The sequence below is a fragment of the Alteromonas confluentis genome, from assembly GCF_001757105.1.
GTDB classification, from domain to species: domain Bacteria; phylum Pseudomonadota; class Gammaproteobacteria; order Enterobacterales; family Alteromonadaceae; genus Alteromonas; species Alteromonas confluentis.
In genome coordinates, this window is the sequence record NZ_MDHN01000003.1 from 55,518 (window position 1) to 71,453 (window position 15,936).

Consider the following 15,936-nt stretch of genomic DNA (forward strand, 5'->3'; position numbering starts at 1 on the left):
GCGCCCTTACTTTATTACTAGAAATTCTCCAATGCATTCAATACCCGTTTGGCTGAAACGGGATAAGCCGTTCCTAGCTGTTGAGCAAACAATGACACTCTGAGTTCTTCAATCATCCAGCGAATTTCAGCCAATTCTGCAGGCACTTTATCCGCCGGGAATTTATTGCACGCTTTTTTATACGCCGCTTCTGCCTTCTCAACGGTATGCTGATGCATGCGATCTTTATTCGGATCGATGGGCAGCTTCTCAAGACGACGTGCGAGTCCCTTGATATAACGGTTCCAGTCGCTCAGTCGTTGTCTTCCAAGATCGGTAACGAATCCAGGGTAAACCAATGTGCCAAGATGCTGTTTTACATCGCCCAACGCGCTAACCATATTCAGCGGCACGTTTCCTTTCATTTGTTTCTGACACTGGTGTGCCAACGTGAGACCTTCCTCGACCTGTTTCGCGATATCCAGCACCACGTCGTTAATCTCTGCACGCACAACATCCAAACAGGCTTTAAACGTGTCTGCGTCACGAATTTCAGAGTTATGTTCTTGCATAAAGCGGCGGGTTAAGTCATCGATTCCAGCCAAAATACAATCGTCAATCAGGGCTTTAATCTGACCAAACGGATTAAAGTACAATCCCAACTTGGCTTTATTCGGTAACTTACTTTGCAAATAGCTCAGCGGCGATGGCATCGCATTTCGAATCAGTACGTTGACACCACGTTGATGTTCAGCTCGGGCTTTGTCGGCTTCATCCACCAGCACGATGTCAACTTTATCACCCTTGGGTACCAGTGCAGGAAATGCCTGCACCTCGAACCCGCCCATCTTTTGGGTGAAGGTAGCGGGCAGTTTATCAAAGTCCCATTCTTGTAAGCCTTTACGCTCAAGTTCTGGCGTCGCTGCTTTTTCAAAGGTCGCTTTAACCTGCCCCTGGCATTGCTTTTTCAGCGCTTCGAGGTCGTCACCTTGCTCAATCACTGCGCCTTTGCCATTAACTACGGCAAAATGCATTTTCAGGTGACGTTCCAACTGATCAGTTTGCCACTCCTCTTGCTCTATCGTAACACCTGTCATTCGGCGAAGTTTGTCAGATAGCGCCTGCAATAGCGGTACAGGCTGCCCCTGCTTATCAAACTGATTGATATCTTCCAGACAAGCGTCAGCATAGTTGGGGGCCGGTACAAAATTCTTGCGTAAGCGTTTCGGCAGGCCGCGAATAAGGCTCACGATGAGTTCATGACGCAACCCCGGTACCAGCCAGTCGAAGCCTTTTTCACTCACCTGATTCAGAATCGGTAATGGGATGGTAACGGTAACACCATCGTTTTCGGCGTTTGGCTCGAAATGATAGCGTAAGGGTAAGGTAATGGTGCCTTGCTTCCACACATCCGGAAACGCATTGGCGGTAGCTTGACCTGGCTGCTGGCGATACACGTCGTCTTCGGTAAACGCCAGAACCGATTTGTCTGGCTGCTTTTGCCACCATTTTCTGAATGCCGCTTCGTTGTTCACTTCTACCGGCAAGCGCATGGCATAGAAGTTAACCAGCGATTCTTCGTCTACCAGAATGTCACGGCGACGGGTTTTCTTTTCCAGCTCATCAACCTGTTCGAGCAGCGCCTGATTGTCCTGCAACACCTTGTCATTCAGCTTGGTGTCACCTTCAATCAACGCATGGCGAATGAATAAATCCTGCGACACATGGGCGTCGATTTTGCTGTATACCACTGAACGTTTTGGCACGATGGGTAGGCCAAACAGCGTCACTTTTTCAAACGAGATCACCGCACCTTGTTTTTTCGACCAGTGCGGCTCGGAATAGCTCGATTGCGTCACGTGTTTTGCCAGCGGTTCTACCCAGGCAGGATCGATCTTGGCGTTCATGCGAGCGAATAAACGGGACGTTTCCACCAGCTCAGCGGCCATGATCCATTTGGGCTGCGCTTTCGATAATCCCGAGCCCGGGAAAATCATGAATTTGGTATTGCGTGAGCCTAAGTATTCCCGCTCCTTGTCTTTCATTCCAAGATGCGACAGCAAGCCACTGCATAGCGCCTGATGCACAGACTGGAAATCCGCTTCCTGCTTACTGATCCCAAGACCAATTTCGGCCACTGATTTTTTCAACTGACTGACAATGTCTTGCCATTCACGCATGCGCAGGTAATTAATAAAATTCGTTTTACACCATTTACGCAATTGATTATTGGTCAGTGCTGCCTGCTGCTCACGGAACGCCAGCCACAGATTAAACAGACTGATAAAGTCGGAATCTTTGTCGCGGTGTTCGTTATGCTTCTCATCGGCTTGCTGACGTTTCTCTTGTGGCCGCTCTCGGGGGTCTTGAATAGATAAACCGGCAGCGATAACCATCACTTCCCGCAGAGCATTGGTTCTCCCGGCTTCAATCACCATGCGGGCATAACGAGGGTCGATAGGCAAACGGGCAATATTGCGACCCATTTGCGTAAGTTTCGGCTGCCCTTTGCTACGGGCTATGGCTTGAATTTCTTCCAGTAAACGGAAACCGTCGGTGATATTACGGCTGTCTGGCGGCTGGACAAACGGAAATGCGCCGATGTCACCTAAGCCCAGTGCCAGCATCTGAAGAATAACCGACGCCAAATTCGTACGCAGAATTTCCGGATCGGTAAATTCCGGTCTGCCAAGGTAATCGTCCTCGCTGTACAAGCGAATACAAATACCGTTAGAAACACGGCCACATCGCCCGGCCCGCTGGTTCGCGGAAGCCTGGGAAATCGGTTCAATAGGAAGGCGCTGTACCTTGCTTCTGGCACTGTAGCGAGAAATCCGCGCGGTCCCCGGATCGATAACATACTTTATGCCCGGAACGGTGAGCGAGGTTTCGGCAACATTGGTGGCAAGTACAATACGCTGGCCGCTGTGAGACTGAAAAATACGGTTCTGTTCTGCTGCCGACAAGCGAGCGTAAAGCGGGACGATTTCCGTATTACGGTATTTTTGTTTTTGCAATGCGTCCTGGGTATCACGGATATCACGCTCACCACTTAAAAACACCAGGATGTCGCCGGGCGCTTCGTTACGCAGCTCATCCACTGCCGCAACAATGGCTTCAGTCTGATCGGCATCATCGCTACGATCTTCCGGATCGTGATAGCGAATCTCCACCGGATAGGTCCGACCGCTCACTTCCACAATGGGCGCATCGTTAAAGTGTCGGCTGAACCGTTCTGGATCGATGGTCGCCGAGGTGATAATGAGCTTCAGCTCCGGACGCTTGTCGAGCAGCTGTCGCAGATAGCCCAGCAAAAAGTCGATGTTCAAACTACGTTCGTGGGCTTCATCGATAATGATGGTGTCGTACTGATTAAGGAAGCGGTCCTGCTGCATTTCAGCCAGTAGCATACCGTCAGTCATCAGTTTCACGTAGCTGGCATCGCTGACCTGATCGGAAAAGCGAATTTTAAAGCCGACTTTATCACCCAGCGGCGTTTTCAGTTCTTCCGCAATACGACTAGCCACGCTGCGGGCCGCCAGTCGTCGTGGTTGGGTGTGGGCAATCATGCCGTTTACGCCCCGCCCTAATTCGAGACAAATCTTCGGCAACTGAGTGGTTTTACCTGAACCGGTCTCACCGGCAACAATCACAACCTGATGGGCTTCGATGGCGGCTTTAATGTCGTCTTTTTTATCGCTCACCGGCAGCGGCGGATACTCAATCTCCGGCAGGTTATCTGCCCGCCACTGACGACGTGTTTTCGAATCTTCTATACGTTGGCTAACATCAGCAACAGCTTCACCCGCTTTGGGCGACTTTTCTTTAATCAGTGAAGACACTTTTTGCAATCGACGACGCAGAGGGAAGCGGTCGGCCAGCATACAGTGAGATAATTCATTAAACAGCGAAGAAACTGACGGTGCGGCAGGTTCTGAAGACAAGACACTTTCCTTACAACAAGACTAATCAGTAATTTTGGTCGTTCCGGATAAGTACGACAAAAAAGACGAATAGTTTATCACAATGTCTCACCGCATAAAGACGCATGTCGTAAAACACTGTGTCGTCGTCAATCGGCCTGAAAGACTCGGCTCGCTGCGTCTAGTGACCTCTGAGTTCGCTGGGAGTACGCCCGGTCCAGCGCTTTACAGCCCGGCGGAAATTGGTCAGGTCGGAAATGGCCATGTTCAGCGCGCTTTGCTCGTTAGTTAATCGGCAAATGCGCAGTAAAAATACCGCCTGTTCACGGCGCACTTCGTCGTTAAGTGCAGAAAAGGTGGTGTTGCATTCTTTAAGTTTACGTTTTAGCGTGGCGGGGCTTATATCAAGGGCTTGAGCCACGTCCAGCGCAGCAATCTGAGGGTTACGCGTAACCATATTTCTGATAATTTGCGGTAACAAGGCCCCTACTTTTCGCGTTTTAGCGAAATGATGAACCGAAGCCATAAGCAAAAAGCTGTCGGCCCTGGAAAACGGTTCAACCAATGCATTTTCAGAAACAGTCACACTAAAACAAGGTGAATCGAAATGTAACTTTCGGCCCAGATACATTTCAAATTCCGCGATGTGTCTGGGGCGGCTGAAGGGGAAATGGAAGGTTAGCGGTAACCGGTGACCACACCACAGTTTACTGATTGAAACCATAGCCGAACAAACAATCATCGATGCAATACCAAACGCTTTGTGATGGCCAGCGGCATCTCTAAACGTGAACAGTCTGGCACTGCCCTGACGATATTCGCCAAATGATACCAGCGAGCATACCTGATTAATAAAGGCCGACAGTAACCGTAAAGCCTGATTTAAATCGCGGCTGTAACCCAGGGCATTCAAAAAGCCTTTGTTGTGTGACGTTGCTAATGCCTGACCAATAAGAAACCCTAGTTCTCTTGCACCGCTCAGTTTTTCCGCATTAACCAGTAATGCGGCCAATTGCAGCACCGATACCTTCCCGTTATCCCGGATGTCTGCTTCAAATATGCCTGTACCGCGCAGTAATTTATGTTCAGCCACGCCAAGGGAGCGACAAATATCGACCACGACCTGGCATAGCGGCTGCGCAGGAATGTACCGTGTGTCCTGAGCAATCATCGTGTTAGACATCATTAATTGCCGTTTACTCATGCAGCGTGGAAATCCTGGCTGTTGAGTCGGCTTTGCAGCATACACAGCAGATTATCGGCATCAGTGCCATCGTTGATATTCAACACCGACACCCGGGCAGACTGAAACAATGCCGTGGTATTTGCCCCGCATTTAAACGCGAGATGACGTATGGATACCTGAATATCACTTGCCAGTCTTGTAGCGGATTCACAGGAGAGTTCCGGCATCAGGAACACAAATCTGTCACCGGCGAAACGACACACGAGATCAGATGCCCTGACATGCATTATCAATAAGCGGGCTATGTCTTGTAAGAAACGATCACCTTCCTGGTAACCGTGATTTTCGTTGAACGACGAGAATCTATTAATATCCAGCATCATCACACAGCCGCTAAGCTGATGAGATTTGGCATCGTTCACTCGCGCCCGCCAATAGTCGGCCTGATAAAGCTGCGTGACCGGATCGATTTGCTCGTGATTCCGATACGACCACTCTCTGCGCTCAAGCTGGCGATTCAGCGCCTTTTGTTCCTTATGCCAGCCTATGAGTGCCGCCGACATCACCACCATGCCAAAAGCAGCTGGCATAGATTCAAGCATACTCAACCATTCATGGGCAGCCGAGTAGCTCATACTCTCATCAAGAAAATCGAGTAATGCGGTAAACGCAAAGCAATTGAGTCCTGCCACTAACAACGTGGTTACCCTGCCCGGCGGACGGCTGATGATCGCGGCGACGATCCAGGTTAAAGCGAACAACAATACGCAACCTTCGCCGAGTACATCAAACCAATCAATTTCTGCTGCATGGCGCAGTACACCGTGGGATAAACTTAAGTACACAGCAATGCTCTGTGCGCCAACGCTGGCACCAATCAGATGACTCTGTCGGTTACGATATACAGGATTCATAAAACCTCGATTAATACAACCATCAGGCTGGCTGTCATGGTGACTTGATTCGATTTGGCAGATTTAATATCTTGCCAGCCTGACAAAGAACAGGGTCATATTGGCTCATGAATGTGACAATCCCATGATAACTTTCTCACTTGCACCGTAAGTTTTCCTGAAAAGTGCAGCGACATCAGCATGTTAGCGAAGGGTCTTTTTGGCTCACGCTTTTATCGAAAACACAGAAATTCATTAAAAACAGTGATTTATGACAGTCTATGTCACGTTTCAGTCACAAATTTGTCATCAACAGTTTTTAGCGTAGCGGCCAGCATTTTGACTCAACAATAAATTTCTTTGCAGGAACGCACACATGCCACGTCTTTCGAAACTGACTCAACATTGCCTTGCAGCACTCAGCTTAAGCACTTTTGCACTTACTGCTAATGCCGGTGAAATTGCCGGTCAGCTGACCAATAATGACAACAGCCGGGTTTTCGCTGGCGCTCAGGTGAAAATCCAGGAACTGAATCTCACCACGGAATCTCGCCGCGATGGCACTTTTCGTTTTACTGCACTTCCTGCAGGAACCTATACGCTTCATATCAGCTACCTGGGCGCTCAGCCGGTGACAGAAGTGGTTTCGGTAACTGAAGACGGTGTCGTCACACCGGTTATTTCATTGTCTGACAACGGCAAAGCCATTGCTGATATTCTGGTGAAGGGTCAACGCAGCGGCCAGGCTAGCGCTATCAACCGTCAGCGCGTTTCAGATAGGATCTCTTCGGTTGTTTCTGCCGATGCCATTGGACAATTTCCCGATCAAAACGCAGCAGAAGCCTTACAGCGCCTACCCGGTCTTTCCATCGAGCGTGACCAGGGCGAAGGCCGGTTTGTTAGCATTCGCGGTATCGATCCTAACCTGAACAACGTGACCATCAACGGCCTGAACATCCCTTCTCCGGAGTCTGGTGTACGTTCTGTCGCCCTCGATGTTATTCCTTCTGAACTGATTCAAACCCTGGAAGTGTCCAAATCTGTTACACCAGACATGGATGCCGATGCGATTGGTGGTTCCGTTGAAGTAAAAAGTGTCAGCGCTTTTGATTATCAGCAAGACACCGCAAAACTGACCCTGCAGGCCAGCCACAATGAGCTGGTAGATAAAACCAGTCCTAAGGTTTCTGGCAGCTACACACATCGTTTCAACGAGTCGTTTGGTGTTGCTGCTGCGTTGTCCTGGTTTGAGCGCGACTTTGGCTCAGATAATGTGGAAAGTAACGGTGACGACGAAGTAGAACAACGTGATTATCAAATCACCCGGGAACGTCTGGGCGCAGCGGTTAACTTTGATTTCCGTCCAGACTTTAACAATCAATATTTCCTGCGCACGTTGTACAGCGAATTTTCCGATGACGAATTCCGTCAGGCTAACGTTTTCACTTTCGACGGTGAAAACTCTGAAATTGAGCGTGAGAGTAAAGACCGTAAAGAAACCCAAACCATCCTTACTATTGCTGCAGGTGGTGAGCACCAGTTGGACAACTGGGATATTAACTGGCAGTTGGGTTATGCAAAATCTGACGAAGATGAGCCAGGTGGCGTTTATTACGTGTTTAAGCAAGACAACAGCAGTATTTCAGCCGATCTCGACACCATGAAGCCCCAGGTTCAGCAAAATGCGGAAGCCATGGATTTGTCACTCTACGACCTCGACGAGATCAGTTACGAAGATAATTACACAAAAGATGTTGAGAAAAGCGCCAAAATTGACTTCATTCGCTCCGTGCAACTGGGTGATTATGCGGGTGAATTTAAGTTTGGTAGTAAGTACCGTTCCCGGGAAAAAGATCGCGACAGTGGCATCTACATTTACGACGGCGATTTTGAAGGCATCACCGGTGAGGCTTTCGCAGCCGCGCAACCAGACTGGAACATTGGCAACTTTGGTGATGGCTTGAACCGCGGAGCCCTGCGCAGCAACTTTGAGGCTAACCGCAACGCACTGGAACTGGCCGAGTTAAACTCAGAAGTTGAATCTAATGGCGCGTCTTACGTGAATAAAGAGGGCATTTTTGCCGCTTACGCCATGCTGACCGCCGACATTGATGCGCTACGTGTTGTCGCCGGTTTGCGTTACGAAAAAACCGACTTCAGTACCACCGGCATGCGTGTAGAGCTGGTAGAAAACGAACAGACCGACGTTGAAGAAGTCATCAACACGCCCTGGAATTCAGATCGTGATTACGATTACTGGCTACCCAGTGTAAACCTGCGTTACGACCTGAATGACAAAGTGGTTTTGCGTGGTGCTTATACACAAACCATTGCCCGCCCTAAATTTGTGGACGTGGCCGCTTTTCAAATTATCGAAACCAAAACAGAAGAAGACGGCGACAACTTCGTGACAGTTCGTGAAGCTGAAGTGGGTAATCCTGAACTACAGCCATACGAATCAGATAACTTTGATCTATCAGTTGAGTATTACCCAGGCGCTATCGGCGTGGTATCTGCCGGATACTTCTACAAAAAAATCGACAATTTTGTGGTTTATGCCGACGTTGCCGGTACCGAAGGATGGGAAGGTTATGATGAAGTTATACAGCCGTTAAATGGCGAGTCTGCCAGTCTGCACGGTTTGGAATTATCCTGGGTGAAAGCCTTCGATAATGGCTTTTTGGTATCTGCTAACGGCACCTTCTCGAATTCCGATGCGACCACACTGGTTGACGGTGAGCGTTTTGAAACCAGCTTACCTAATCAGTCTGATCGCATTGGCAATCTTACTTTAGGTTATGAGAATAATCTGGTGAGTCTGCGTTTGACCATGACGTACAAAAGCGAGAACTTTGAGGAAATTGATGGCGATATGCTGCGTATGGAAGACGATCACCACCAACTCGATTTTTCCGGCAAGTACTATATCAACGACGATATGATGTTGTACCTCAATGGTGTGAACCTCACTGATGAGCCGTATTACAACTATTTCGACCAGCGTAACCGCAATGCACAGTATGAAGAGTACGGCCGTACTTTCGAAATTGGCTTTACCTGGCAGATGTAACACGCAGGCAGATGCGGCCGCTGGTCGCATCTGATCTCTCATAGAATTATCGTTTTTTCAGAACATTAACCGAGACTTCCAGTGAAAAATACTTTCTTCCCGCTTTCCTTTTTATTCTCCAGTTTGCTCCTCACACCGTGTAAAGTAATGGCTGACGATGTGATCGCAATCGCAGAGCCTCAGGCGTTTTCAGTCAACGGTGCTCAGCTCACCCCACTCACATTGAATGAAAAGCTCTTCTACCTGGTGACCAGCGAAACCAAAGGTTTAATCCTCACCAATGAAAAAGAACAGCCTGTCACTACCCTGGCCGGTCACTTCGCTCAGTCCGATGTGCTCGTCACCGACAGCGGCTTAATCGTTGCTGCACTCAACAACGATACCTATGGTGTTGAGTTGTTCCGTTATACATTCGCCAATCATGCATTTTCCCCGCTCACCACGGTAAATGCAGGCACCGCAGATTTGGAAGCCGTCTGCCTGTCATCGGTAAACGACAAACTCAATTTGATCACAGCCGATGCCCTCGGCCGCATGCAGCAGTTCTGGCTTGAACACGACAAAAACATTGCCATGCGCACGGTAAACGTGGGCACAGGGCAGAAAAACTGTCAAATAGACATGATGAGTGGAAAAGTGTTGCTTGCAGATGAAAACGTAGGCTTGTGGCAGTATGACAATTCAGTAGAAGCCGGTGATGGACGTGATCTGATTACTTTACCCGATATGGCGGGTATAGAAGGCGTTGGCGTTTTTGATGGCCTAACAATGCTGGTATCACCAGATATTAACGCCGTAGGCGTATTGCAGGATTCAACCATTAACTGGACCACCACCAACGGCGATCACAAATGGGAAACCATCCGGTTTACGGCATATAACGAAAACGCAATTGTGGGTTTGTACGATGATAAAACGGAATCCCTTTATACCGTGCGCTTCGCCCTGCCCGCCGAGGCGGAACCCAAAGTTTCGACAAGCGCGAGAGTCGACGCCTACCTTATTGCCTTCGCGCAAACCGATACCGTTGCACGATTTGGCGATGCTGCTGACGATCCGGCTATCTGGTATTTGCCCGATTCGCCGGAGAAGTCCGTCATATTGGGTACCGATAAAAAAGGTGGATTGGACTTGTTTGATTTATCCGGCAAACGTTTACAGCATTTGCCTGTCGGCAGGGTGAACAATGTGGATGTGCGTACCCATTGGCAGACAAAGCAAGGCACGTTCGACATCGCCGCTGCATCGAACCGCACTAGCCGCACCGTTGATATTTTTTTACTCGATGCTGATACCCGCACGGCCAGCACCGCGAGTAAGCTAAGATCCAATCTGAATGATTTGTATGGCCTATGTATGTATCACAGTGACAAAGGCGAACTTGACGTACTGGTAAACGATACCGATGGTCACGTTGAACGCCATCGTTTAACGATGCAAAACGGCACCATTACCAGCCGAATTATGGATACCTTTACCGTGCCCTCACAGCCTGAAGGTTGTGTGGCCGATGATGAAACTGGCATGCTGTATTACGGCGAAGAAGATGAGGCGGTGTGGATACGAGATCTAAATAACATCGACGCCACACCGCGCATAATCGCTCGCGTTGGCGGACCTATCCAGGACGATATCGAAGGCATGTCGTTGTTCGATGTGGATGGCGAGCGCTACCTCATCATTTCCAGCCAGGGCAATCATCGCTATGGCGTGTTTAGTACCAAAGACCATCGCTTATTGGGCACGTTTGCTATTGCAGCAGACACAGATGCGGGTATAGACGGCGTGTCTGAAACCGATGGGCTGGAAAGTTTGTCAGTCTCTTTTGGTAAGCGCTTACCGGAGGGTCTGCTGGTGGTACAGGATGGCCATAACGTCATGCCTTCGCAACAGCAAAATTTTAAGTTGGTATCGGGCTCACAACTGGCCGAATTTATTCGCCAGTACCGTTAAATAAAGTGATTCTATTTAGAACAACAAAGCCGGCTCGCAACTGCGATCCGGCTTTTTCTATTTAGCTCGCAATGCGGCTGTAACCCGATTCCAATTGCTTATCGATTGCCCGAAGGATGGCCGCACGGTTAATCACGCCTACCAGCACGCCATCTTCATCGATAACCGGAAACACCCGTGGCCGTTCTGCAATGAGGCGCAGGGCAACTTCAAGCACAGAATCCCAGGGTTTTACCGCGCTGATCGTGGTTTGCATGATGTCTTTCACCCGACAAACCTGTTCGCGATAATAGGTCGATTCAATCATTTGTTTGAGACAGTCCTGCTCAGACAAAAAACCGACTACCTGCCCTTTATTATCTTGAACGGCTCCCCCCGTTTGCTTGCTGGCCAGCAATGTCTCCACCGCGGCTGCTACCGTCATTTCTTCGGTTAACTTCACCGGATGATGGTTCATATAATCGCTTACTTGCAAAGATTCCATGTTTAGCCTCCAGTCCGCCACAATAGCGCTTTCTTTCAGCCTAGACCCAGTTAACAGGTTATGCGAGTTGCCAGTCGCCAAATCTCACATTTTTTTTACAAGTCGGCCCATTCACCATAAATTCCCACAGAAAGCTTACCGTGCTTGTCAATTTTGGCTCGATACATACCCGCAGAATTGAACGGCGTCGCAATGTTACCCTCGTGATCGATGGCAATAATGCCGCCATCGCCGCCCACCGGTTTCAATACATCAAAAATGACGGTATCAGACGCGTCTTTAAGACTCATATTCTGGTACTTCATACGCGAGCAAATATCTGCCGCCACGTGATAGCGGATGAAGTACTCACCGTGTCCCGTTGCAGACACCGCACAGCTGTCATTATCTGCCCAGGTTCCGGCACCAATCACAGGCGAATCGCCGATGCGGCCGTAACGCTTAGCGGTCATTCCGCCGGTGCTAGTGCCGGCGATGAGGTTGCCTTCGGAATCCAGTACCACTGCGCCAACCGTACCAAAACGTTCGTTGCCTTGCTGATCGCCGTATAGCCCTGCATTTTCCATGCGCTGTTTTACTTTTTTCAACGACTCCAAACGGCGTTCCGTATCGAAAATATGGTTATCCACCAGTGCTAAACCTTGCTCTTTGGCGAAGGTTTCGGCTCCTTCACCAGATAGCATCACATGTGGTGACTGATGCATAACGGCGGCTGCCGCTGCAATGGGACTACGAATGGTTTTCACACCTGCTACAGCGCCCGCATTGCGCGTACCGCCGTGCATAAGCGACGCATCCAGTTCATGTTCACCATTCCAGGTATACACCGCACCAATACCGGCGTTAAAAAGCGGTGAGGTTTCGAGGATCTGAATAGCGGCGATAACGGCCTTTTCGCCCGGCTCGCCTTTTTCTAAAAGGGCGTAGCCGGTAGACGCGGCTTCTGCCAGCTTCGCTTTATAAGCTTGCTCAAGTTCAGGGGTAAAGTTCTCTTTTAAAATAGTGCCGGCACCACCGTGAATAACAATGGCGACTGGCTTTTCGGCAGCTACCGCTGGGGTAAGTAGGTTAGCGGCACCGAATAAAACGGCGGTTATGACTGCTTTCATGTGTGAATCCTTTATTATTGTTGAGTTATTAACCGAATTGGTGTGTCAGCTAGCCCCTTCGGCTAGCATGGTGAAAACTGCGCTGGTATAGTGCCTGCGCACAGTAATAACACAATGGACATGCATTACCAATGACACAAAACACGCCTTCCCTGCTATGGTACGATTTTGAAAGTTGGGGGGCCAACCCACTCAAAGACAGTCCTTGCCAGTTTGCCGCAATACGCACTGATATGGCACTGAATGTCGTTGGTAAACCCATCAATATCATGGCGCAAATCGCCAACGATACGCTACCTCAACCTCAAGCCTGCTTGATCACCGGCATCACACCGCAGCAATCACTTCGTGATGGCATGACAGAGGCAGAATTCGCCCGCAAAATTGCCGAGCAGATGAGTCAGCCTAACACCTGTGTGGTGGGTTATAACAGTATCCGGTTTGATGATGAAATGACCCGCAGTCTGTTGTATCGCAATTTTTATGACCCCTACAGCCGGGAATGGCGAAATGGTAACTCCCGCTGGGACATTATTGATCTAGCCCGCGCGTGCTACGCCTTGCGACCTGATGGCATTACCTGGCCTACCCGGGAAGATGGTAGTCCAATATTTAAGCTCGAAGCCTTAACCAAAGCGAATGACCTCGAACATGGCCAAGCCCACGATGCGTTGTCTGACGTTAGAGCAACCATTGCGCTGGCTAAGCTTATTAAACAACACCAGCCGAAACTTTATGACTACGCGTTTAGTTTACGCAGCAAGCAAAACGTCATGAAACAAATTGACGTGACTCAGCCATCGGTGGTGTTACATGTTTCTTCCAGGCTACCTGCTTCACAGGGCTGTACTACCTGGGTCATGCCCGTAGCGATGCACCCGACCAATGCCAATGCGGTTATTGCGGTGGACTTGTCGCAGCCTGTCGATATGCTCCTTGAAAATGACGCAGAGACGTTGCGGGAAAAGCTTTACACGAGTGCAGAGGATCTTGGTGATACTCCCCGCCCTGGACTTAAACTGATTCATATTAATCGCTCACCGTTTGTTACCACGGCGAAAGCCATGACCGAAGAAAATGCCGCCCGTCTAGGCTTGAATCGTGAACAGTGTCTGCAAAACTACAAAACCTTGGCCAACTATCCCGATCTGCAAGGGAAACTGTCCAGCGTCTACAATCAGCCTTATGAAGAAAGTGACGATGATGCAGACCATACGCTTTATAGTGGCGGTTTCCTTTCCGATGCCGACCGACGGTGGTGTGACGAAGTGCGTGAAACACCACCAGAACTGCTTGATCGTTTGAGCGAGCAAACGCAAAATTCAACATTACGCACATTATTGTTTCGCTATCGTGCGCGTAACTTCCCCACTACCCTCACAGCCGATGAGCTTCATCGCTGGCAGGCTCATAGACAGTACCGTCTTACCGACAAAGATTCACCGGCCACGATTACCCTGGAACCGTTTTTGATGGAACTAGAACAGCTGGCACATGAGCATGAAAATGATCCCGATAAACAGGCGATTTTGCGTGCACTTTATACTTACGCGCAAAACCTTTGACGGAAACGCAAAAAAGCCGATAGAGTAAGCCTAAGGTCATGAATAAATGTAAAGACTTAGCGGCATGATGCCGATAGGTGTAAAGCGCAGCAGTATTGTGGATAAAACATGAAAGGAATTGCTTTCAATTATAATAGCGACACGCAGTATGTTTCACTTATTTTGCTTCCAGGAGACATGGAAAAGGAAGCGGATATGGACTGGATCAAAAACGCACTGCAAGAAAATGGTTACGGTGATTTTTACCTGTCGCAAAAGGCGTTGAAATCTGCCTGTGATAAAGCGAATTTGTGTTTTAAAACCGGTGACAAAACGGAGGTGTCTGCTGAAATCGCACAACTGCGGCATGCCGAGGTCGACTTTACCATTAGCGAAGATAACCTCTCTGCGACCTTGCGCCTTACCACACCCTATGGTGGCCGTATGCCTAACGCGATCACCATTCGCAATCTGGCTTATAAAAACCGTATCACCCGCGGTGTCGGCATGCGCCATATTAATAACCTGCTGAAAGCTGCTGAACGTGCCGAACCAGGAAAAGTATTCGAAGAAATCATTGCCAAAGGGTTGCCGCCGCGCACGGGTAAAGGTTGTCGATTTATTCCGCTGGTGCCCAATGCATTAGAACGTATCTTGCGCCCTCAACTCGATGAGAACAGTAAATCGGATCTGCGAAATTTGGGCGACGTCATCTGCGTGAAAACAGGCACGCCGGTGCTAAGACGTACGCCCCCGACGCAAGGCCGCAAAGGTTTCGATGTTAGAGGCAACGTGCTCTATCCCAAACCCGGCGAATGGACAGATTTTAAAATGGGTACGGGTACTAAGGTGTGCGAAGAGGATGACAATATCCTGCTGGCAACAAAATCCGGTATGCCTAAATACAACGACCTGCGAATGAACATTGATGAGACCTTCATTTGCAATGGCGTGAATGTGGGCACGGGTCATGTTACCTACGATGGTGCGGTGCTGGTAAATGGTGACGTGGCAGAGAATATGCGCATTAAAGCCACCAAAGACATTACAATTAACGGCTTTGTTGAATCCGCGACTATCGAAGCTGGTGGCGATATTATTATCACCGAAGGTGCCATGGGTAAGGTGACATCCAACACCGATGGCTACGGCTGCGTGCTTATCGCAGGCGGCAGCATCCATGTTCAGCATGGTCAGGGCATTGAAATTAAAGCCGGCAAAAACCTCACTGTTGGTCGTCAGTTGGCGTACAGTAAAGTGCAAAGTGGCGGTTCTGTCACCGTGGGTAATATTCAGAAGCCCATGGGCAATTTGTTTGCCTGCGACATTACGTGTCAGGACAAAGTCGAAGCAGGCACGTTAGGGGCTATCTCGGGTAGCACGCTGAAAGTCGATTTTTCTGAAGGCATGAGTGCCCTGCTTGAACGTAAAGAGTCAACAGAAGAGTTGCTTCGACAACTCAGAGAAAACAATTCCCGTCATCGTGAAAAACTCAATGTGATTACCAATCGCATTTTACACAAAGGGTTAGAAAACAAAGTCAGCGAGGCAAAAAGTTTACTTACCAATGAAAGTGCATTACTGAATTGGTTAGAACAAAAGGCAGCTGAACTGGCTACCATGAAAGAGGAATATCAGCGCCGCATTTGTTTGAAAGCGAATAAGCGAATTTACGCCGGTGTGTCGGCAAAATTAAACAACAGAAACTGGCGTTCAGAAAGGGAATACGAGCGCTGTCGTATTCGCTACGAAGGTCATAAATGGCACTACGAGCCTGATACCTCAGCCTGATAAA

The 15,936-nt window shown here is 49.1% G+C and carries 9 protein-coding genes; 4 read left to right on the top strand and 5 right to left on the bottom strand.

The window, feature by feature from the left end:
* Window positions 1-17: 17 nt before the first annotated feature.
* The 3 genes from hrpA to BFC18_RS00660 all read right to left on the bottom strand — a co-directional run bounded on the left by hrpA (window position 18) and on the right by BFC18_RS00660 (window position 6,002).
* Window positions 18-3,923 carry an ATP-dependent RNA helicase HrpA gene (gene hrpA, locus BFC18_RS00650; protein ID WP_070123262.1) on the bottom strand — a complete coding sequence of 1,302 codons (3,906 nt, stop codon included), beginning with the start codon at window positions 3,921-3,923 and terminating at the stop codon, window positions 18-20.
* A gap of 160 nt (window positions 3,924-4,083) precedes the next feature.
* Window positions 4,084-5,106: an AraC family transcriptional regulator ligand-binding domain-containing protein gene (locus tag BFC18_RS00655; RefSeq protein WP_083272837.1), complete on the bottom strand. Its 1,023-nt coding sequence runs from the start codon at window positions 5,104-5,106 to the stop codon at window positions 4,084-4,086.
* Window positions 5,103-6,002 (bottom strand): GGDEF domain-containing protein, encoded by a 900-nt coding sequence (locus BFC18_RS00660; protein ID WP_070123263.1) that lies wholly within the window; start codon window positions 6,000-6,002, stop codon window positions 5,103-5,105. The genes BFC18_RS00655 and BFC18_RS00660 overlap by 4 nt, the downstream gene beginning before the upstream one ends.
* A gap of 355 nt (window positions 6,003-6,357) precedes the next feature.
* Here BFC18_RS00660 and BFC18_RS00665 point away from each other — a divergent pair, with 355 nt between their 5' ends.
* Window positions 6,358-9,051: a TonB-dependent receptor gene (locus BFC18_RS00665; RefSeq protein WP_070123264.1), complete on the top strand. Its 2,694-nt coding sequence runs from the start codon at window positions 6,358-6,360 to the stop codon at window positions 9,049-9,051.
* 81 nt (window positions 9,052-9,132) lie between these two features.
* A complete protein-coding gene (locus tag BFC18_RS00670) occupies window positions 9,133-11,004 on the top strand; it encodes a phytase (protein WP_139138917.1) in 1,872 nt (623 codons plus the stop codon).
* A 61-nt stretch (window positions 11,005-11,065) separates the two neighbouring features.
* Here the strand turns inward: BFC18_RS00670 and BFC18_RS00675 are convergent, their stop codons facing one another.
* Both BFC18_RS00675 and BFC18_RS00680 read right to left on the bottom strand, forming a co-directional pair.
* Window positions 11,066-11,488, bottom strand: coding sequence for a CBS domain-containing protein (locus BFC18_RS00675; RefSeq protein WP_070123266.1), 423 nt, complete (start codon window positions 11,486-11,488; stop codon window positions 11,066-11,068).
* A gap of 95 nt (window positions 11,489-11,583) precedes the next feature.
* Window positions 11,584-12,597, bottom strand: a complete 1,014-nt coding sequence (locus BFC18_RS00680) for an isoaspartyl peptidase/L-asparaginase family protein (RefSeq protein ID WP_070123267.1) — start codon at window positions 12,595-12,597, stop codon at window positions 11,584-11,586.
* 131 nt (window positions 12,598-12,728) lie between these two features.
* Here BFC18_RS00680 and sbcB point away from each other — a divergent pair, with 131 nt between their 5' ends.
* The gene (sbcB, locus tag BFC18_RS00685) at window positions 12,729-14,162 is read left to right on the top strand and encodes an exodeoxyribonuclease I (RefSeq protein WP_070123268.1); all 1,434 of its coding nucleotides are present in this window, start codon (window positions 12,729-12,731) and stop codon (window positions 14,160-14,162) included.
* Between the two features lie 108 nt (window positions 14,163-14,270).
* On the top strand, window positions 14,271-15,932 hold the full coding sequence (locus BFC18_RS00690; protein ID WP_070123269.1) for a flagellar assembly protein A: 1,662 nt from the start codon (window positions 14,271-14,273) through the stop codon (window positions 15,930-15,932).
* Window positions 15,933-15,936: the final 4 nt, after the last annotated feature.

What these genes read in the sequence shown, in the direction of transcription:
- BFC18_RS00655 (WP_083272837.1), bottom strand. Translation starts at nt 5,106, where the DNA reads ATGAGTAAACGGCAATTAATGATGTCTAACACGATGATTGCTCAGGAC.
- BFC18_RS00660 (WP_070123263.1), bottom strand. Translation starts at nt 6,002, where the DNA reads ATGAATCCTGTATATCGTAACCGACAGAGTCATCTGATTGGTGCCAGC.
- BFC18_RS00665 (WP_070123264.1), top strand. Translation starts at nt 6,358, where the DNA reads ATGCCACGTCTTTCGAAACTGACTCAACATTGCCTTGCAGCACTCAGC.
- BFC18_RS00675 (WP_070123266.1), bottom strand. Translation starts at nt 11,488, where the DNA reads ATGGAATCTTTGCAAGTAAGCGATTATATGAACCATCATCCGGTGAAG.
- BFC18_RS00680 (WP_070123267.1), bottom strand. Translation starts at nt 12,597, where the DNA reads ATGAAAGCAGTCATAACCGCCGTTTTATTCGGTGCCGCTAACCTACTT.
- sbcB (WP_070123268.1), top strand. Translation starts at nt 12,729, where the DNA reads ATGACACAAAACACGCCTTCCCTGCTATGGTACGATTTTGAAAGTTGG.
- BFC18_RS00690 (WP_070123269.1), top strand. Translation starts at nt 14,271, where the DNA reads ATGAAAGGAATTGCTTTCAATTATAATAGCGACACGCAGTATGTTTCA.